Consider the following 18,139-nt stretch of genomic DNA (forward strand, 5'->3'; position numbering starts at 1 on the left):
GGGCAGGGTGTCACTCCGACGGGACCACCTGCATCTCCTCCGCGAAGTGGCAGGACGACGGGTGGACCGCGGGGCCCTCGGCGCCGCGGAATGCCTCCGGCACGACGAGCAGCGGCACCTCGCGCGCACACCGTTCCTGCGCCTTCCAGCAGCGGGTGCGAAACGGGCAGCCGGAGGGCGGGTCGGCGGGCGAGGGGACGTCGCCGTGCAGGATGATCCGCTCGCGGCGGTCGCGGGCGGACGGGTCCGGCACCGGGACGGCCGAGAGCAGGGCCTGCGTGTACGGGTGGGTCGGATGGTCGTAGATCTCCGTGTCGGAGCCGATCTCGACGACGCGGCCCAGGTACATGACGCCGACCCGGTCGGAGATGTGCCGCACGATCGACAGGTCGTGGGCGATGAAGACGTACGACAGGTCGAACTCGCTCTGCAGGCCGTCCAGGAGGTTGACCACCTGGGCCTGCACCGACACGTCGAGCGCGGAGACCGGCTCGTCGGCGACGATGATCTCGGGGCGCAGCGCCAGGCCGCGGGCGATGCCGATGCGCTGGCGCTGGCCGCCGGAGAACTGGTGCGGATAGCGGTTGATGTACTCGGGGTTGAGGCCGACGACGTCGAGGAGGTCCTGCACCCGCTTGCGGCGGTCGCCCTTCGGCGCGACCTCGGGGTGGATCTCGTAGGGCTCCCCGATGATGTCGCCGACCGTCATGCGGGGGTTGAGCGAGGTGTACGGGTCCTGGAACACCATCTGGATGTTGCGGCGGACCGCCTTGAGGGCGCGGCCGGAGAGCTTGGTGATGTCCTCGCCCTTGTACTTGATGGCTCCCGCGGTGGGGCGTTCCAGGTTGACGAGCATCTTCGCGACGGTCGACTTGCCGCAGCCCGACTCGCCGACGATACCGAGCGTCTCGCCCTGCCGGAGGGTGAAGTCGACGCCGTCGACGGCCTTGACCGCGCCGATCTGCTTCTTGAAGAGGATGCCCTGGGTGAGCGGGTAGTGCTTGACGAGGCCGCTCACTTCGAGGATGGGCTCACCGGCGGGTTCACTGGTCTGCGGCATCGAGCGTCTCCTTCCAGAAGTGGCAGGCGCTGCGGCGGTTCCCGGGAACCCCGGTGACCTCGGCGAGCGGCGGGACGACGCTGCGGCAGACGTCCTGGGCCATCGGGCAGCGGGGGTGGAAGGCGCATCCGGGCGGGATGTTCATGAGGTTGGGCGGGAGTCCCTTGATCGCGTAGAGCTCGTGGCCCTTCTGGTCGAGGCGTGGGATCGACTCCAGCAGGCCCTTGGTGTAGGGGTGCGCGGGTGCCTTGTAGATCTCGTGGACGGGGGCGCGTTCGACGATCCGGCCCGCGTACATCACGGCGATGGTGTCGGCGACGTCGGCGACCACGCCCAGGTCGTGGGTGATGAGGATGAGCCCCATGTGCAGTTCGCGCTGGAGGTCGGCGAGGAGTTCCATGACCTGGGCCTGGACGGTGACGTCGAGGGCCGTGGTGGGCTCGTCGGCGATGATCAGGTCGGGTTCGAGGGCGAGCGCCATCGCGATCATGATGCGTTGGCGCATGCCGCCGGAGAACTGGTGCGGGTACTGGCCGACCCGTTCCTTGGCGGCGGGGATGCGGACCCGGTCCATCAGCTCGACGGCTCTGGCCTTGGCGTCCTTCCTGGACATCCCCTTGTGGACGACGAACATCTCGCCGAGCTGTTCGCCCACCGAGAGCACGGGGTTGAGGGCGGACAGGGCGTCCTGGAAGATCATCGCCATCTCGGCGCCGCGGACCTTCCTGCGCTCGTCCTCCTTGAGCTTGAGCAGGTCGCGGCCCTTGAAGAGGATCTCACCGCCCGCGATCCGCCCCGGCGGGACGTCGAGGATGCCCATGACGGCCTGCGCGGTGACCGACTTGCCGGAGCCCGACTCGCCGAGCACGGCGAGTGTCTCGCCCGCGTGGACGGTGTAGTTGACGCCGTTGACGGCCTTGGCGACACCGTCGCGGGTACGGAACTCGACGTGCAGGTCGCGTACGTCGAGCAGCGGTTCGGCCGTGGTGGACCGCGGCTGCGGCTGCGTCTCGGTCTGCGGCATGGGCGGCTACCTCAGCTTGGGGTCGAGGGCGTCGCGCACCGCGTCGCCGAGCATGATGAACGCGAGCACCGTGATGGCCAGGGCACCGGCCGGCCACAGCAGCATGTGCGGCGCGTTGCGGATGTAGGGCGACGCGGCGGAGATGTCGATGCCCCAGCTGACCGCGGGCGGCTTCAGGCCGACGCCGAGGTACGACAGGGTCGCTTCGAGGGCGATGAACGTACCCAGGGCGATGGTCGCGACGACGATGACGGGGGCGACGGCGTTGGGCGCGATGTGCCGCAGCAGGAGCCGTGAGTTGGAGGCGCCGAGCGCGCGTGCCGCCTGGACGTAGTCGTTCTGCTTGGCGGTGATGACGGCGCCGCGGGCGATACGCGCGATCTGCGGCCAGCCGAGCAGCACGATGAAGCCGACGACGGGCCAGACCGTGTTGCTGGTGACGACCGACAGGAGTACGAGACCGCCGAGGATGACCGGGATGGCGAAGAAGATGTCGGTGATCCGGGAGAGCAGTCCGTCCCAGAATCCGCCGAAGAACCCGGCGAGGCCGCCGAGCGCGGAGCCGAGCAGTGCCACGCCGAGGGTGGCGCAGACGCCGACGGTGACGGAGTTGCGGGCGCCGTGCACGGTGCGCGTGTAGACGTCGCAGCCCTGGCCGTCGAAGCCGAACGGGTGGCCGGGCTGGGAGCCCTGCTGCGCCTTGGACAGGTGGCATTCGAGCGGGTTGCCGGAGGCGATGAGCTGCGGCCAGATCGAGATGATCACGAGGAAGAGGATGATCGCGCCGGAGACGAGGAAGACGGGGTTGCGGCGCAGGTCGTGCCAGGCGTCGGACCACAGGCTGCGTGGCTTGCCCTGGGGCCCTGTCCCCTCCGGCCCACCGGGCGTCTTCTCCAGGGTCGTGGCCTCGCCGGTGGCGAGGTCCATGGCTCCGCCCGCGCCCGTTCCGGCGATGGCGCCGTCCGGCTGCTGGGATTCAGGCATAGCGGATCCTCGGGTCGAGTACGGCGTACAGGAGGTCGACGATCAGGTTCACCACGAGGAAGACGATCACGAGGATCGTCACGAAGCCGACCACCGTCTGGGAGTTCTGGCGCACGATGCCCTGGTAGAGCTGGTAGCCGACGCCGTGGATGTTGAAGATGCGCTCGGTGACGATGGCGCCGCCCATCAGGGAGCCGATGTCGGCGCCGATGAAGGTGACGACGGGAATGAGCGAGTTGCGCAGCAGGTGCCGGGTGATGACGCGGTGCTGCGGCAGCCCCTTGGCGATGGCGGTGCGCACGTAGTCGGCGCGCCGGTTCTCGGCGATGGAGGTGCGGGTCAGCCGGGTCACGTAGGCGAGCGAGACCGAGGCCAGGACGAGGCCGGGCACGATGAGTTCGGAGAAGTTCGCCGCCGGGGAGACGGCCGGGTCGATCCAGCCCCACTTCACGCCGAGCAGCAGTTGCAGCAGCAGACCGGTGACGAAGGTGGGGACGGCGATGACGACCAGCGTGAGCATCAGCACCGAGGTGTCGACGGGCCTGCCGCGCCGCAGGCCCGTGACCACGCCGAGGGTGACGCCCACGACGATCTCGAAGAGGATGGCCACGAGAGTGAGCCGGAGGGTGACCGGGAACGCGGTCGACATCAGGTCGGTGACCTTCTGGCCGTTGAACGCGGTGCCGAAGTCGCCGGTGAACACGTTCCCCATGTACGTCACGTACTGTTGCCAGACCGGCTTGTCGAGGCCGAACTCCTGTTGCAGCTGGGCCTTGGTGGCGGGGTCGCAGGCGCGTTCGCCGCAGAGGCCCGCGATGGGGTCGCCCATCACGTTGACCATGAGGAAGATCAGCATGGTCGCCCCGATGAAGACGGGGATCATCTGCAGCAGCCGCCGGATCACATAGCGTCCCATGGGAACTCCCAGCCCCCTCTCTGTGCGTCTGTCTCCGCTTCCCGCCGGCTCACTTCACCTTGATCTCGTTGTAGACGGGCACGCTGAAGGGGTTGAGGGAGACGTTGCTGACACGGCTCGAGTAGCCGGCGCTGCCGTTCTGGTACCAGAGCGGGATGGTCACCATGTTGTCCCTGACGATCTCCTCGGCCTTCTGGAAGTCCTGCACGGCCTTGGCGGTGTCGGGCTCGGCGTTGGCCTTGTCCACGAGCGCGTCGAACTGCTTGTTGGACCACTTGCCGTCGTTGGACGAGGCGTCCGTGTAGTAGAGCGGCTGCATGAAGTCCTGGATGAGCGGGTAGTCCATCTGCCACCCGGCCCGGAACGGGTAGTTCAGCTTCTGGTTCGTGATCTTGTTGCGGAAGTCCGCGAAGGTTCCGGTGGGGGCGCCGACACACGCCTTGTCGTTGCCCAGGGCGTTGTTGATGGAGTTGCAGACGGCGTCCACCCACTGCTTGTGGCTGCCGGTGTCGGCGTTGTAGCCGATCTTCAGCTGACCGCCGGGGATGCCGCCGCCCTCCTGGATGAGCTTCTTCGCCTCGGTGGGGTTGAACTTGCAGAGGTCGCCGCAGAGCCCCGCCTTGTAGCCGCCGTCCTTGCCGAGGACCGGGGAGGTCCAGTCGGTGGCCGGGGTGCGGGTGTCGTTGAAGATCGTCTTGGTGATCTGCGGGCGGTTGATCGCCATGGACAGGCCCTTGCGGACCTTGTCGCTGTTCGGCTTGTTCCAGGCCGGGTCGTAGAACGGGAAGGCGATCGTCTGGATGATCCCGGCGGGAGTGTTGATGTACCGGCCGTTGAGGTCGTTCTTGACGTTCTTGAGCTGCGAGGCGGGCACGTCGTCGACGAGGTCGAGGTTGCCCGCCGTCAGGTCGGTGTAGGCGGTGTTGTTGTCGGTGTAGACCTTGAGGTCGACGCCGCCGTTCTGCGCCTTGTCGGACCCCGGGTAGCCGTCCCACTTGCGCAGGGACATCTGGGAGCCCCTCTGGTACGACTCCACGGTGTACGGTCCGTCGCCGATGGGCTTCTTCACGTACGCGGCGTGGTCGGTGTAGAAGACCTTGGGCAGCGGAGCGAAGGCGGCGTAGCCGAGGATGTCGGGCCAGGTCGAGAACTTCTGGTTCAGCTTGACGGTGAAGGTGAGCGGGCCGGTGACCTTGAGGCCGGACAGGGTGTCGGCGGTCTGCTTGCCGCTCTCCGGGTGGACCTTGTCGTAGCCGTCGATCTGCCCGAAGAAGTAGGCGTTCTTCTGCCCGTTCTTGAGGCTGGCGCCGTAGTTCCAGGCGTCGACGAACGACTTGGCGGTCACCTTCTCACCGTTGGAGAACTTCCACCCGTCCTTGACGGTGATGGTGAAGTTCTGCGAGTCCTTCGTCTCGATCTTGTCGGCGAGCATGTTCTCGGCCTTGCCCGTCTTCGGGTCGTACCGCTTCAGGCCGCGGAAGATCATGTCCATGACCTTGCCGCCCTGGACCTCGTTGGTGTTGGCGGGCTCCAGGGGGTTCTGCGGGTCGCCCCAGGACGACCGCACGATCCCGGAGGCACCGCTGCCGCCACTACTGCCCCCTCCCCCGCAGGCGGTCGCCGCGAGGGCGACGACCACCGCACCAGCGGCCCACTTGGCGTGCGTGGCTCCACGCATGGAGTGCCTCCTCTTACCGATCACATGTCACGTACGGCTAAATATCACCGCAAGACGGACATCGCGCACTCTGGACTCGCCCAGGCGTGGGTGTCGGCGGTGAGGGCTACCTTGAAGACATGGAGTACGAGAAGACGCGGGCGATCGCCGAGGAGCTGGCCGAGTACGCCGACCACCTGGAGGGATCCTGGACCGTGGAGACAGGCGACTTCCGACGATACGGGAAGGCGGGTGACCGGGACGGCGGGTGACGGCCGGCTCCCTCGCACTCTTTCGCGCTCGGGCATGAAAAGAGCCGGCCGCGGGACCAGTACGGTCCCACGGCCGGCTCGGCACGACGGATCAGCCCGTGTGCACCACGTTCTTCTCCTCGGCGAAGTGGCACGCCGACTCGTGCGCGGCCGGGGAGTCGGAACTCTTGAAGCGCTCCGGAACGGCCAGCACCGGAACCTCCTCCGCGCACTTGTCCTGCGCCTTCCAGCAGCGGGTGCGGAACCGGCAGCCGGAGGGCGGGTTGGCCGGCGAGGGCACATCGCCCGTGAGGATGATGCGCTCGCGGCCCTCGCGGGACTCCGGGTCCGGCACCGGCACGGCGGAGAGCAGCGCCTGCGTGTACGGGTGCGTCGGGTGGTCGTAGATCTGCGTGTCGGTACCGATCTCGGCCATCTTGCCCAGGTACATGACGCCGACCCGGTCGGAGATGTGCCGCACGATCGACAGGTCGTGCGCGATGAAGATGTAGGACAGGTTGAACTCGTCCTGGAGCTTCTCCATCAGGTTGATGACCTGCGCCTGGACGGAGACGTCGAGCGCCGAGACCGGCTCGTCGCAGATGATGATCTCAGGGTTGAGCGCGAGGCCCCGGGCGATGCCGATGCGCTGGCGCTGACCGCCGGAGAACTGGTGCGGGTACCGGTTGATGTACTCCGGGTTGAGGCCGACGACGTCGAGCAGCTCCTGCACCTTGCGGCGCCGGTCGCCCTTCGGTGCCGCCTCCGGGTGGATGTCGAAGGGCTCCGCGATGATGTCGCCGACCGTCATACGGGGGTTCAGCGAGGTGTACGGGTCCTGGAACACCATCTGGATGTTGCGGCGGACGGCCTTCATGGCGCGGCCGGACACCTTGGTGATGTCCTGGCCCTTGTAGAAGACCTCGCCCTCGGTCGCCTGCTCCAGGTTCATCAGCAGCTTGGCGACGGTCGACTTGCCGCAGCCGGACTCGCCGACGATGCCCAGGGTCTCGCCCTGGTACAGGTCGAAGGAGATCCCGTCCACGGCCTTGACCGCGCCGATCTGCCGCTTGAAGAGGACACCCTGCGTCAGCGGGAAGTGCTTCTTCAGGTTGCGCACCTGAAGGATCGGCTCACCGCGCTCCAGCGGCTTCTCCAGCGAGGCCGCCGCGGCGTCCGGGGTCGCGTCCACGGCCTCGCCCTTGTCGATGTCAGCCATGGATCGTCTCCTTCCAGAAGTGGCAGGCGCTGCGCCGGCCGGGCAGCACTCCGCCGTCCTGCTCGCTCACCTCGACGAGAGCCGGGAGGTCGGTGCGGCAGATGTCCTGCGCCATGGGGCAGCGCGGGTTGAACGCGCAGCCCGTGGGCACCTTGAGCAGGTTGGGCGGCAGGCCCTGGATCGCGAAGAGCTCCTGGCCCTTCTGGTCCAGACGCGGGATCGAGTCCAGCAGACCGCGGGTGTACGGGTGGGCGGGGCGCTTGTACAGCTCGTGCACCGGCGCCTGCTCCACGATCCGGCCCGCGTACATCACCGCGATCTTGTCGGCGACGTCGGCGACCACACCCAGGTCGTGGGTGATGAGGATGAGGCCCATGTTGTACTCGCGCTGCAACTCCGCGAGCAGGTCCATCACCTGCGCCTGGACCGTCACGTCGAGAGCGGTGGTGGGCTCGTCGGCGATGATCAGGTCCGGCTCCAGGGCCAGCGCCATGGCGATCATGATGCGCTGGCGCATACCGCCGGAGAACTGGTGCGGGAAGTCGTTGACGCGGGCCGCCGCGGCCGGGATCTTCACCCGGTCCATCAGCTCGATGGCCTTGGCCTTGGCCTCCTTCTTGCCGAGGCCCTGGTGCACCCGGAACATCTCGCCCAGCTGGTAGCCGACGGTGAGCACGGGGTTCAGGGAGGACAGTGCGTCCTGGAAGATCATGGCGATCTTCGCGCCGCGCAGACCGCGCCGCTCCTCGGCGGACATCTTCAGCATGTCCTGGCCCTGGAAGAGGATCTCGCCCTGCGGGATCTTCGCCGGGGGCATGTCCAGGATGCCCATGATGGCCTGAGCGGTCACCGACTTGCCGGAGCCGGACTCACCGAGCACGGCGAGCGTCTCGCCCGCGGACACGCTGTAGTTGACGCCGTTGACGGCACGGATGACACCGTCGCGGGTGTGGAACTCGACGTGCAGGTCGCGCACTTCGAGCAATGGGCCTTCGGCACGTGGCGTCGGCACGAAGGGTGCCTGTTGGGTGGTGGTCACGTACGCCTCCCTCAGCGCTGTTTCGGGTCGAGGGCGTTACGGACGGCCTCACCGAGCATGATGAACGCCAGCACCGTGATGCTGAGCATGATCGACGGGTAGAGCATGATGAACTTCGCGATGCGGATCGAGTTACCGCCGTCGGAGATGTCGTTGCCCCACGAGACGCCGTTGAGACCGAGGCCCAGGAACGACAGCGTCGCCTCGGCGCCGATGTAGATACCGAGCGAGATGGTGGCGACGACGATCACCGGCGCGACCGCGTTCGGCAGCACATGGCGGAAGAGGATGCGGGGCGTGCCCGCGCCCAGCGCCTTGGCCGCGTGGACGTAGTCCTGGCTCTTGACCGTGATGACCGCACCACGCATGACGCGGGCGGTCTGGGTCCAGCCGAAGAACGACAGCGCCATGATGACGGTCAGGATCGACCGGTTGGGGAAGGAGTTCAGCATCACCATCGTGCCGAGCAGGAACGGGATGCCGAAGAACATGTCCGTGATGCGGGAGAGCACCGCGTCGACCCAGCCGCCGAAGTAACCGGCGATCATGCCGATCAGGCCGCCCACGACGGTGACGACCAGCGTCGTGCCTGCGCCGACGAGCAGCGAGGCGCGGGTGCCGTAGATGGCACGGGCGAACACACTGCGGCCCTGCGCGTCGTAACCGAGCCAGTCGGCCGAGAAGATGTGGCCGTAGTTCGGGTGCTGCAGGTAGTGCTTGGCGAGGTTCGCCTTGGCCGGGTCCGCGTCGGTGAACAGACTGGGGAACGCCGCCATCACGAGCAGCAGCACGATCAGCACCGCGGAGACGATGAAGATCCAGTTGGTGCGCAGGTCCCGCCAGGCGTCGCCCCACAGGCCGCGGACCTTCTCCGGCTTCTGCTCCGGCTGTCCCGGTCCGCCCGTGGCGGTGGTGGTGGTCTTCTCAGCGGGCGTGGTGGTCATCTCAGGCATAACGGATCCTCGGGTCCAGGACCGCGTACAGCAGGTCGACGATGAGGCTGGCGACGAGATAGACGAGGACGAGGATCGTGACGAGACCGACCAGCGTGGTGCCCTCGCGGCGGATGATCGACTGGTAGATCGTTCCGCCGACGCCGTGGATGTTGAAGATGCCCTCGGTCACGACCGCGCCGCCCATCAGGGCCCCGAGGTCGGTGCCGAGGAAGGTGACGACCGGGATGAGCGAGTTGCGCATCAGGTGCACACCGATCACCCGGCGGCGCGGCAGGCCCTTGGCGATGGCGGTGCGCATGTAGTCGGCCCTCAGGTTCTCGGCGACCGAGGTACGCGTGAGCCGCGCCACATAGGCGAGGGAGACGCTCGCCAGCACGATGGCCGGCATCAGCAACTGCCCGTAGTTCGTGGCGTCGTTCACCGACGGCGACATCCATCCCAGCTGGAACGCGAAGACCGTCTGGAAGATGTAGCCGAGCACGAAGATCGGAACGGAGATGAGCAGCAGCGTGAGGAACAGGATCGCTGTGTCGGTCGCCTTGCCCGCGCGCATGCCCGCGGCGACACCGAGCACCAGGCCGAGCACGGTCTCGATGGCGAACGCCAGGAGCCCGAGCCGGATCGTCACCGGGAACGCCTGCCCCAGGACCTGCGTGACCGGCTGGTCGCTGCCGATCTGTGTGCCGAAGTCGAAGTGCAGGATCATGCCCCGCATGTAGTCCCAGTACTGGACCAGGACCGGCTTGTCGAGTCCGTACTGGTGCCGCAGCGCGTTGATGACGGCTGGGCTGCCGCCCTTGTCTCCGAAGAGCCCGCGCACGGGGTCTCCGGGCAGGGCATAGACCATCAGGAAGATGAGCAGCGTGGTCCCGATGAAGACCGGGATCATCTGGAGCAGTCGTCGTGCGACATAGCGCCCCATGGTGCCTCCATGTCAGTTACAGCGGAGGGCCCTTCCCCTCTCATCCGCACGCCCCTCACCAACGGGTGTCGTGCGGATGCGACGAAAAGGGCCTCGGCCGATCCGGCCGGCGCCGTGCCGCACCCAGGCAGTGGAGTGCGGCACGGCACATGCTGTGGTCAGCGATTACTTCTTGACCTGAACGCCGGTCAGGATCGGGTCACCGGACTGGTTGTACGCGACACCGGAGACGCGCTCCGAGTAGCCGGCGTTGACCTTGTAGTACCAGAGCGGGATGCTGGGCATGTAGTTGACCAGCTCCTTCTCGATGGCCTGGTACTGCTTCTCCGAGTCCTCCAGCGTCTTGGCGGAGTCCGCCTTGGCGATGTCGTCGTCGATCTTCTTGCTGGAGAAGCCACCCTGGTTGCCGTCGGCCTTGCTGCCGAACACCTCGCGGATGAAGTCCGAGATGAACGGGTAGTCCAGCACCCAGCCGGAGCGGTACAGCGACTTGACCTTGTGCTGGTCACGGATGTTGAGGTCCGTCTGGAAGTCGGGCTTCGAGTCGCCCACGCACTTCACACCGGTGGCGTTGGTGATGGAGCTGCACACAGCCTCCACCCACTCCTTGTGACCGCCGTCCGCGTTGTACTGGATGGAGATCTTGTTACCCGGAACGCCGCCGCCTTCCTTGATGAGCTGCTTGGCCTTCGTCGGGTTGTACGTGGTGATGTCGCCCGCGGCGTTCGGCTGGTAGCCCATGATGCCCTTGGCGACCCAGCCGGTGGCCGGCTCACGGGTGCCCTGGAGGACGGTCTTGGTGATCGTGTCCCGGTCGATCGCCATCGAAAGGCCCTGCAGGACCTTCGGGTTGATGTGCTTCCACTGCTTGCTGTAGAAGGCGACAGCGATGGTCTGGATCGCGGAGTACGACTGGTCCACGGCGCGCTTGCCGAGGTCCTGCTTGTAGACCGGCAGGTCACGCGGGGCGACCTGACGCATGACGTCCAGGTTGCCGGACTTGAGGTCCTGGTAGGCCGTCTCGAGCTTGGAGTAGTTCTTGAAGATCACGCCACCGTTCTTGGCGGCGTTCGGGCCCTTGTAGCCGTCGAACTTCTTGACCACGATCTGCTTGTTGTGGTCCCAGCTGACGAACTTGTACGGGCCGTTGCCGATCGGGTGCTGACCGGCGGCCTTCGGGTCCTTGTAGAAGGACTCCGGCAGCGGGTCGAAGACCTCGTAGCCGAGCTTGTACGCGAAGTACGGCATCGGCTTGTTCAGCGTGATGGTGAACGTGTTGTCGTCGACGACCTTGAGGCCGGACATGGCGTCGGCCTTCGGCTTGCCCTTGTCGGGAGCGACGTCCGAGTAGCCCTGGATGTCCGAGAACCAGAAGCTGTTCGTCATCTTGTTCTTCGGCTGGGCGTCCCAGTTCCACGCCTTGACGTAGGACTGGGCGGTGACCGGCGTGCCGTCGTGGAACTTCCAGCCCGGCTTCAGCTTGACCGTGAAGGTCTTGTTGTCCTTCGAGGTGACCGACTGGGCGTTGATCATCGTGAGCTTGCCGGACTGCGTGTAGCCCACAAGCCCGGAGAACAGCGACCGGACGACGATGCTGCCGTTGGACTCCATGGTGTTGGCGGGCTGCAGCGGCTTCTGCGGCTCACCCACCTCTACGGAGAACGTGCCGTTCGGGTTCACCGCGGCCTTGTCGCTCTTGCCGCTGCCACTGCCACTGCCACCGCTGCACGCGGTAGCTGCGAGGGCCACGACTGCCGCACCCGCCACCCACTTGGCGCTCTTGGCACCACGCATGGGTTCCTCCTCATGAGTCCACTAGTTCACTGCAACAGAGAGAGGACACACATACGCCCGCCGCCACCCCTGACGGCCGTCACGCAAGCCTGCCCCGTGTGCTCGTGAGTCGGCGCTCCCCACAGCGCGTGACCCATTGACCCGAGCTCTACCGCGTCAACTATTGGCCATCGGGGGGCCATCACCAACACCCATTCGGTCTCGGTTCGATCACACCTGGCGCGCGCATCTCCCAAAATCCGGACAAACAGATCCGAGATAGAGGCCCACGAAACGGACGCGTTACACATGTAACGGTCAGTTGCGTCCGACTAACGGACGCCGCGTCAAGGAAATTCGGTTGCCTTCGCGGGCAAATGCCCGGTGTCCGGCAGGTGCCGGGATCACCCCGGCAGGAAGGTCTCGATCGCCTCCGCGAACGCTCGCGGTGACGCTCGGTGGATGAGGTGCCCGGCGGGAATCGTGATCAATTCCCCCTCCGGGATGCGCCGAGCGAGTTCGGCCACGCCGTCCTGCGGCACATGGCTGCCCGGACCGCCGCCCACCACGAGAGTCCGGGCGGTGATCGCACCGATCCTTTCCAGCCAGTCGGGGTCGGGCGAGTCGAGCTGTTGCCGGACGGCGAGCACCATCCGCCGGTCGAAGTTCAGGTCCCCGTCCGGTCGCACCGGTGGCACGGGCTCCCGGGGGCGGGGCAACGGGGTGTCCTCCAGGACGAGCCGGCCCACGCGCTCCGGCTGCTCCTGCGCGATCAGGTAGGCCACCACCCCGCCCATGGAGTGCCCGATGAGTTCCACCTGTCCCAGTCCGAGGGCGTCAAGAAATCGGAGAACATCGGTCCGCATGAGTTCGAGCGAGTACTCCCCCGGCCAGTCGCTTCGGCCGTGCCCCCTGAGGTCGAGGGCGTACACCCTGCGGCGACGGGCGAGCACGGGCAGCACCGGCTCCCAGTCGGTGGCGTCCTCGCCGAGCGCGTGCAGAAGGACGAGCGGCGGAGCGTCCGTGCGGCCGGACACCCGACAGGACAGCCGCAGACCTCCGACATCGACCGAGCGGTGATCACCCATGCCCAGAGACTAAGCGGCCGGAGGGCTCCGCGGGGCACGAATCAGGCCCGGCTCACCTGGACCAGGCACCGGACCCGGTCGGCGCACGCCCTCGCCCCACGCGAAGGACCCGGCGCCCCCGAAGGGAGCTACCGGGCCCTCGACTTCGCCGGCGTCAGCTGTGCTTGGCGCGCGAGGCGGCGCGGGCGCGCTCGCGGGCGTCCAGGTTCACCTTGCGGATGCGCACGGCCTCCGGGGTGACCTCGACGCACTCGTCGTCGCGGCAGAACTCCAGGGACTGCTCAAGGGAGAGCTTGCGCGGCGGGACGATGGACTCCGTCACGTCGGCGGTGCTGGAGCGCATGTTGGTGAGCTTCTTCTCCTTGGTGATGTTCACGTCCATGTCGTCGGCACGCGAGTTCTCACCGACGATCATGCCCTCGTACACCTCGGTGCCCGGCTCGACGAAGAGCACGCCGCGCTCTTGGAGGTTGGTCATCGCGAAGGCGGTGACGGCACCGGCGCGGTCGGCGACCAGCGAGCCGTTGTTGCGGGTCGTCAGAGTGCCCGCCCAGGGCTCGTGGCCCTCGTGGATGGAGTGGGCGATGCCCGTACCGCGGGTGTTGGTCAGGAACTCCGTACGGAAGCCGATCAGACCGCGCGACGGCACGACGAACTCCATGCGGACCCAGCCGGAGCCGTGGTTGGACATGTTGTCCATACGGCCCTTGCGGACGCCCATGAGCTGCGTGACGGCGCCCATGTGCTCCTCGGGCACGTCGATCGTCATGCGCTCGACCGGCTCGTGGATCTTGCCGTCGACCTCCTTGGTGACCACCTGCGGCTTGCCGATGGTCAGCTCGAAGCCCTCGCGGCGCATGGTCTCGACGAGGATGGCCAGGGCCAGCTCACCGCGGCCCTGCACCTCCCAGGCATCCGGGCGCTCGGTCTCCAGGACGCGGAGGCTGACGTTACCGATCAGCTCGCGGTCCAGGCGGTCCTTGACCTGGCGGGCGGTGACCTTGCGGTCCTTGACCGCCGCTTTGGCGTCGGCGCCCTTGCCGGTGCCGCCGCGGCCGACCAGCGGCGAGGTGTTCGTACCGATCACCATGGAGATGGCCGGCTCGTCGACCGTGATCAACGGAAGCGCGACCGGGTTCTCCGGATCGGCCAGGGTCTCGCCGATCATGATGTCCGGGATACCGGCGACGGCGCAGATGTCACCCGGGCCCGCCATCTCGGCGGGCTTACGGGTGAGCGCCTCGGTCATCAGCAGTTCACTGATGCGCACGTTCTGCACCGAGCCGTCGCGCTTCATCCAGGCCACGGTCTGGCCCTTGCGCAGCTCGCCCTGCTCGACGCGGAGCAGCGCGATGCGGCCGAGGAAGTTGTCGGCGTCGAGGTTGGTGACGTGCGCCTGGAGGGGGGCCTCCTCGTCGTACGTCGGGGCCGGGATGTGCTCCAGGATGGTGGAGAAGAACGGCTCCAGGCTGGTGGAGTCGGTCGGCACCGTGCCGTCGGCCGGCTTGGTCAGCGAGGCGACACCGTCACGGCCGCACGCGTAGACGATCGGGAACTCGATCTGCTCCTCGTCGGCGTCCAGGTCGAGGAAGAGGTCGTACGTCTCGTTGACGACCTCATCGATCCGCGAGTCCGGGCGGTCCGTCTTGTTGATGCACAGGATGACGGGAAGCCGCTGCTGGAGCGCCTTGCGCAGCACGAAGCGGGTCTGCGGCAGCGGGCCCTCGGAGGCGTCGACGAGCAGGACGACGCCGTCGACCATCGACAGACCGCGCTCGACCTCGCCGCCGAAGTCGGCGTGGCCGGGGGTGTCGATGATGTTGATCGTGATCGGGTCCCCGCCGTCCTTGGGGTGATACTTCACCGCCGTGTTCTTGGCGAGGATCGTGATGCCCTTCTCACGCTCCAGGTCGTTCGAGTCCATGACGCGGTCGTCGACCGACTCGAGCTGGTGCGCGGCGAAGGCGCCGGCCTGCTTGAGCATTCCGTCGACGATGGTGGTCTTGCCGTGGTCGACGTGGGCGACGATGGCGACGTTACGGATGTCGTGACGCGTTGCAGTCACAGCCATATTGCGGCGTACTCCCGGAGTGAGTGGACGGCTGCGCGTACATCTGTGTTACGCGCGCCCTGCCGGGCTGGACATGCCACGGCCTTACCCCATGCTACTTGGCGCACGGGGCTACAGCTCGGCCGGGCCTTTGGGGAAGGCGGGCGGCCAGGTGATTGCGCAGGTCAACGGGTTGGAACGAACCTTGCCCGCCGGGGCGGCCGGCGGGCAAGGGAATTGAGGACGATCTGAGGTTCGTGATCTTCGAACCACTCTTCGGCGGCGTCTCCGGCCGTTTCCTCCGGTTTTCTCCCCAGCTTTGTCCAGGGTTCTCCAGGCTTCTCGGATTTCCTCCGGCGGCCTCCTGCTGCGGCTCCCGCTCCTGCTCCTGCTCCTGCTCCTGCTCCTGCTCCTGCTCCTGCTCCTGCTCCTGCCTACTTCTTCGACGGGGACGACGACGGCTTCACGCCCGGCTTGAGGAAGCCGATGTCCTCGTACTCCGGCTGCTGGAACCCGAAGGCCCCGGCGTTGGCGACGTTCGGCCGCGCCGCGACCAGCTCCGGGCGCTGGTAGAGCGGAATCGATCCTGCGGCGGCCCAGATGCGGGCGTCGGCCTGCTTGATGAGCGAGCGCTCGTCGCCCTGGTCGAGGTCGCCGATCGCCTCGTCGAAGAGCTGGTCGATGCGGTCGGTGCCGACCCGCGTGTAGTTCTGCTCGACCGTGAGCGAACCGTCGGCGGCCGGGACCGGCTTGGCGTAGATGGGGCGGCCGTCGGTGGCCGGGTAGGCGGAGGCCGGCCAGGAGTAGAGGGCGAGGTCGTAGTCGCCGTTGGCGATGTGGTCCTTGAAGTAGCTGGCGTCGGCGACCTTGGTCAGGTCCGTCTGGATGCCGACCTTGGCCAGCATCTGCGTGATCCGGTCGGCGACCGCCCGCAGCTGCTCGGTGCCCACGCCCGAGGGCACGACGAACCGGAGGGTGAGCGGCTTGCCGTTCTTGGCGAGCGGCGCCGTCCTCGCCCCGTCCTTGGCGTGCGCCGGGGCGGCGGTGCCCTTCGGGGCGTACGCACCGGCGGGCGCGCCCTTGTGCAGGTGCTGGTCGACTTGATGACGTGCGTCGCTCTTGAGGTCCTCGGCCGCCTGCCGCCGCGCGTCGGAGTGGCGCTTGCCCGCCTTGTCCTTGTCGGCGGGCTGACCGGCCCGCAGCCCGCGCACCAGGTCGACCTGGTGCAGCAGTGCGGCATGCTGGGCGGCGGCTACCCGGCCCGGACCGAACAGGGCGGGCATGACGTCGGCGGACTTGCGGTCGTCGCGAGGTTTCCCGTCGTCGCCCGATGTCCGGACACCACCGGACTTCTGGTCGTCCTCGCCGACGATGTACGTACCGTCGTCCGCGCTCTCGCCCTCGCTGCCGGCCGCCGCCTTCGCCTCGTCCGTCCCCTTCTTCTTGCCCTTCTCCTTGTCCTTCTCCTTCTCCTTGGCCTCGCTCTTGTCCTTGTCCTTGTCCTTGACCGGGCCGCCCGCCACCCAGCCCGCGTCGGCGAGCAGGGCCCGCGCCTCGGCGGTGTCCGGCTTGCCGAGCGCTCCGCTGTTGTCCTTGTACGCGGCCTGTCCGGACAGGGCGAGGTGACTGCCCACGGTGTGCACGGGCAGGCCGAGCGGCTTGAGCACGAGCTGGGCGAGCTTGCGCCGGTCGATCGCGCGGGCGACGGCGCGGCGCACGCGCTCATCGGTGAGCGGGCCCGACGTGCCGTTCAGGGCGAGCTGCGTGTAGGCGGGTTCGAGGGACTTGCGGACGACGTAGCCGCGCAGCCCGTGCTGTTCCTTCGCGTACGTCCGCGCGGCCTTGCGGGCCTTCTTGCGGGCGGCGGCCTCCTTGGCGGCGGCGTCCTCGTCGTCGCCGTGCATGATCGCCCACGAGCGCAGCGCCTGCGCGGGGGTGAGGCCGGCAGGGCCGTGCGCGGGCGGGCCCGAGGCGCCCTTCTGCCGGTCGGCCAACGCGATGCGGTCGGCGCCGCTCTCGCCCATGTCGGCCAGGTCGAGCTTGCCCGCGGCGAGCGCGGCGGGCCGCTGGGCGCGCGGCACGGCGACCAGGACCAGTTGGTCCAGCTTGGCCTGGCGGCCCCACCAGCGGGGGTTGCGCTTCAGCGTGATGTCGTCGGCCTTGCGGTCGACCTTGGCGACGGTGAAGGGGCCCGCCGTGATCTTGAGGGTGCGACGGGCGCCCTCGTTGAAGTCGTCCGGCTTGCCCATGACGCTCTTGGGGTAGAGCGGCGAGAACAGCGAGCGCCAGTCCGCGTACGGCTTGGCGAAGGTGACCCGGACCTCGAGGTTGTTGGCGCCGCGCTCGATCTTCTCGATGCGGTCGTAGCCGGCGTTGTGGGCGGTCCAGTACGCGGTGTCGTGGCCGGACAGGGCACGCCACTGGGCGGCGAAGTCGTCGGCGCCGATCTCCCGGCCGTCGCTCCACACCGCCTTCTGGTTGAGCTTGTAGACCACGACCTGCTTCGGCTTGGTCTTGACGACCTCGGCCTTCTCCAGATAGTCGGGGTCGAGCTTCGGGCGGCCGTTCGCGTCGATGCGGAACATCGACGGCAGGACGGCGCCGGTGATCCGGTCGGTGGTGGCGTCGGCGTCGGCCTGGAAGGAGTTGAAGGTGTGCGGCATCGCGTCGACGGCCCAGCGCAGGGTGCCGCCGTCCCTGAGCTGGGCGCGGGCGGCGGGCGCGATGTCCTGCCCGGCGGCGGGGCGGCTCGCGTCGTCGTCGGAGCCGCACCCCGCGAGGGTGGTCACGGCGAGCGCGCCGCTCACGAGGAACGCGGCCGAGCGGGCGACGGGTCCTGGGCGCCTGTGGGCTAGGGGCAACACGGATACCTCCGGAGCGGCCGGGAATGATCACGTTTGGCGGTATATGGAGCTGATCACATCTATTGGCTCACTGAAGGGGATCCGGCCGACCGGGGGCGGGTGACACGGCGGGGGCGCGGCCGAATGCCACCCGTGCGGCGGAACGGCGGGGTCCGACGGGGTTCCCGTTTCCCTTGCGGCGTGGCCGCCAGCCACAGCGGACTCGCGGCCGCCCATGGCGAAACACCGCCCCGCCCCGGGGGCGGCGCGAAACGAACCCCCCGCGCCCCCATACGCCCCCGCAATCCGCGCCTCGCCCTTCACAAACCGCAATGTGACGCGCAACACTCACAGGCG

14 protein-coding genes are annotated in these 18,139 nt (G+C 67.9%); 1 reads left to right on the plus strand and 13 read right to left on the minus strand.

What is annotated here, in order from left to right; translation table 11 throughout:
- Positions 1-10: 10 nt before the first annotated feature.
- The 5 genes from OFY01_RS14840 to OFY01_RS14860 are packed head-to-tail and all read right to left on the minus strand — an operon-like array spanning position 11 to position 5,662.
- The gene (locus OFY01_RS14840; protein ID WP_266600009.1) at positions 11-1,060 is read right to left on the minus strand and encodes an ABC transporter ATP-binding protein; all 1,050 of its coding nucleotides are present in this window, start codon (positions 1,058-1,060) and stop codon (positions 11-13) included.
- Positions 1,044-2,084, minus strand: a complete 1,041-nt coding sequence (locus OFY01_RS14845) for an ABC transporter ATP-binding protein (RefSeq protein ID WP_266600011.1) — start codon at positions 2,082-2,084, stop codon at positions 1,044-1,046. Before OFY01_RS14845 ends, OFY01_RS14840 begins: the two co-directional genes overlap by 17 nt.
- A gap of 6 nt (positions 2,085-2,090) precedes the next feature.
- Entirely contained in the window at positions 2,091-3,068 is a 978-nt protein-coding gene (locus OFY01_RS14850) for an ABC transporter permease (protein WP_266600013.1), read from the minus strand.
- Entirely contained in the window at positions 3,061-3,984 is a 924-nt protein-coding gene (locus OFY01_RS14855) for an ABC transporter permease (RefSeq protein WP_266600015.1), read from the minus strand. Before OFY01_RS14855 ends, OFY01_RS14850 begins: the two co-directional genes overlap by 8 nt.
- 49 nt (positions 3,985-4,033) lie before the next feature.
- On the minus strand, positions 4,034-5,662 hold the full coding sequence (locus OFY01_RS14860) for a peptide ABC transporter substrate-binding protein (protein WP_266600017.1): 1,629 nt from the start codon (positions 5,660-5,662) through the stop codon (positions 4,034-4,036).
- A 119-nt stretch (positions 5,663-5,781) separates the two neighbouring features.
- On the opposite strand from OFY01_RS14860, the gene OFY01_RS14865 reads away from it, so the two are divergent.
- Entirely contained in the window at positions 5,782-5,913 is a 132-nt protein-coding gene (locus tag OFY01_RS14865; RefSeq protein ID WP_266600019.1) for a hypothetical protein, read from the plus strand.
- Positions 5,914-6,004: 91 nt separating this feature from the next.
- Here OFY01_RS14865 and OFY01_RS14870 read toward each other — a convergent pair whose 3' ends face one another.
- The 8 genes from OFY01_RS14870 to OFY01_RS14905 form a co-directional block, all read right to left on the minus strand.
- On the minus strand, positions 6,005-7,111 hold the full coding sequence (locus tag OFY01_RS14870) for an ABC transporter ATP-binding protein (protein WP_266600020.1): 1,107 nt from the start codon (positions 7,109-7,111) through the stop codon (positions 6,005-6,007).
- Positions 7,104-8,150, minus strand: a complete 1,047-nt coding sequence (locus OFY01_RS14875) for an ABC transporter ATP-binding protein (RefSeq protein ID WP_266600022.1) — start codon at positions 8,148-8,150, stop codon at positions 7,104-7,106. The genes OFY01_RS14870 and OFY01_RS14875 overlap by 8 nt, the downstream gene beginning before the upstream one ends.
- 11 nt (positions 8,151-8,161) lie before the next feature.
- Positions 8,162-9,103 (minus strand): ABC transporter permease, encoded by a 942-nt coding sequence (locus OFY01_RS14880; RefSeq protein ID WP_266600024.1) that lies wholly within the window; start codon positions 9,101-9,103, stop codon positions 8,162-8,164.
- Positions 9,096-10,028, minus strand: coding sequence for an ABC transporter permease (locus tag OFY01_RS14885; protein ID WP_266600026.1), 933 nt, complete (start codon positions 10,026-10,028; stop codon positions 9,096-9,098). Before OFY01_RS14885 ends, OFY01_RS14880 begins: the two co-directional genes overlap by 8 nt.
- Positions 10,029-10,193: 165 nt before the next feature.
- A complete protein-coding gene (locus OFY01_RS14890) occupies positions 10,194-11,822 on the minus strand; it encodes a peptide ABC transporter substrate-binding protein (RefSeq protein WP_266600028.1) in 1,629 nt (542 codons plus the stop codon).
- Positions 11,823-12,205: 383 nt separating this feature from the next.
- Positions 12,206-12,889 carry an alpha/beta fold hydrolase gene (locus tag OFY01_RS14895; RefSeq protein ID WP_266600030.1) on the minus strand — a complete coding sequence of 228 codons (684 nt, stop codon included), beginning with the start codon at positions 12,887-12,889 and terminating at the stop codon, positions 12,206-12,208.
- A gap of 154 nt (positions 12,890-13,043) precedes the next feature.
- Complete coding sequence (gene typA / locus OFY01_RS14900; protein ID WP_266600032.1) at positions 13,044-14,960, minus strand: translational GTPase TypA; 1,917 nt, start codon at positions 14,958-14,960, stop codon at positions 13,044-13,046.
- 413 nt (positions 14,961-15,373) lie between these two features.
- The gene (locus OFY01_RS14905; protein WP_266600034.1) at positions 15,374-17,803 is read right to left on the minus strand and encodes an ABC transporter family substrate-binding protein; all 2,430 of its coding nucleotides are present in this window, start codon (positions 17,801-17,803) and stop codon (positions 15,374-15,376) included.
- Positions 17,804-18,139: the final 336 nt, after the last annotated feature.

The organism is Streptomyces beihaiensis (assembly GCF_026274175.1).
GTDB classification, from domain to species: Bacteria; Actinomycetota; Actinomycetes; order Streptomycetales; family Streptomycetaceae; genus Streptomyces; species Streptomyces beihaiensis.

What these genes read in the sequence shown, in the direction of transcription:
- OFY01_RS14840 (WP_266600009.1), bottom strand. Translation starts at nt 1,060, where the DNA reads ATGCCGCAGACCAGTGAACCCGCCGGTGAGCCCATCCTCGAAGTGAGC.
- OFY01_RS14880 (WP_266600024.1), bottom strand. Translation starts at nt 9,103, where the DNA reads ATGCCTGAGATGACCACCACGCCCGCTGAGAAGACCACCACCACCGCC.
- OFY01_RS14850 (WP_266600013.1), bottom strand. Translation starts at nt 3,068, where the DNA reads ATGCCTGAATCCCAGCAGCCGGACGGCGCCATCGCCGGAACGGGCGCG.
- OFY01_RS14865 (WP_266600019.1), top strand. Translation starts at nt 5,782, where the DNA reads ATGGAGTACGAGAAGACGCGGGCGATCGCCGAGGAGCTGGCCGAGTAC.
- OFY01_RS14870 (WP_266600020.1), bottom strand. Translation starts at nt 7,111, where the DNA reads ATGGCTGACATCGACAAGGGCGAGGCCGTGGACGCGACCCCGGACGCC.
- OFY01_RS14855 (WP_266600015.1), bottom strand. Translation starts at nt 3,984, where the DNA reads ATGGGACGCTATGTGATCCGGCGGCTGCTGCAGATGATCCCCGTCTTC.
- OFY01_RS14860 (WP_266600017.1), bottom strand. Translation starts at nt 5,662, where the DNA reads ATGCGTGGAGCCACGCACGCCAAGTGGGCCGCTGGTGCGGTGGTCGTC.
- OFY01_RS14890 (WP_266600028.1), bottom strand. Translation starts at nt 11,822, where the DNA reads ATGCGTGGTGCCAAGAGCGCCAAGTGGGTGGCGGGTGCGGCAGTCGTG.
- OFY01_RS14895 (WP_266600030.1), bottom strand. Translation starts at nt 12,889, where the DNA reads ATGGGTGATCACCGCTCGGTCGATGTCGGAGGTCTGCGGCTGTCCTGT.
- typA (WP_266600032.1), bottom strand. Translation starts at nt 14,960, where the DNA reads ATGGCTGTGACTGCAACGCGTCACGACATCCGTAACGTCGCCATCGTC.
- OFY01_RS14885 (WP_266600026.1), bottom strand. Translation starts at nt 10,028, where the DNA reads ATGGGGCGCTATGTCGCACGACGACTGCTCCAGATGATCCCGGTCTTC.
- OFY01_RS14845 (WP_266600011.1), bottom strand. Translation starts at nt 2,084, where the DNA reads ATGCCGCAGACCGAGACGCAGCCGCAGCCGCGGTCCACCACGGCCGAA.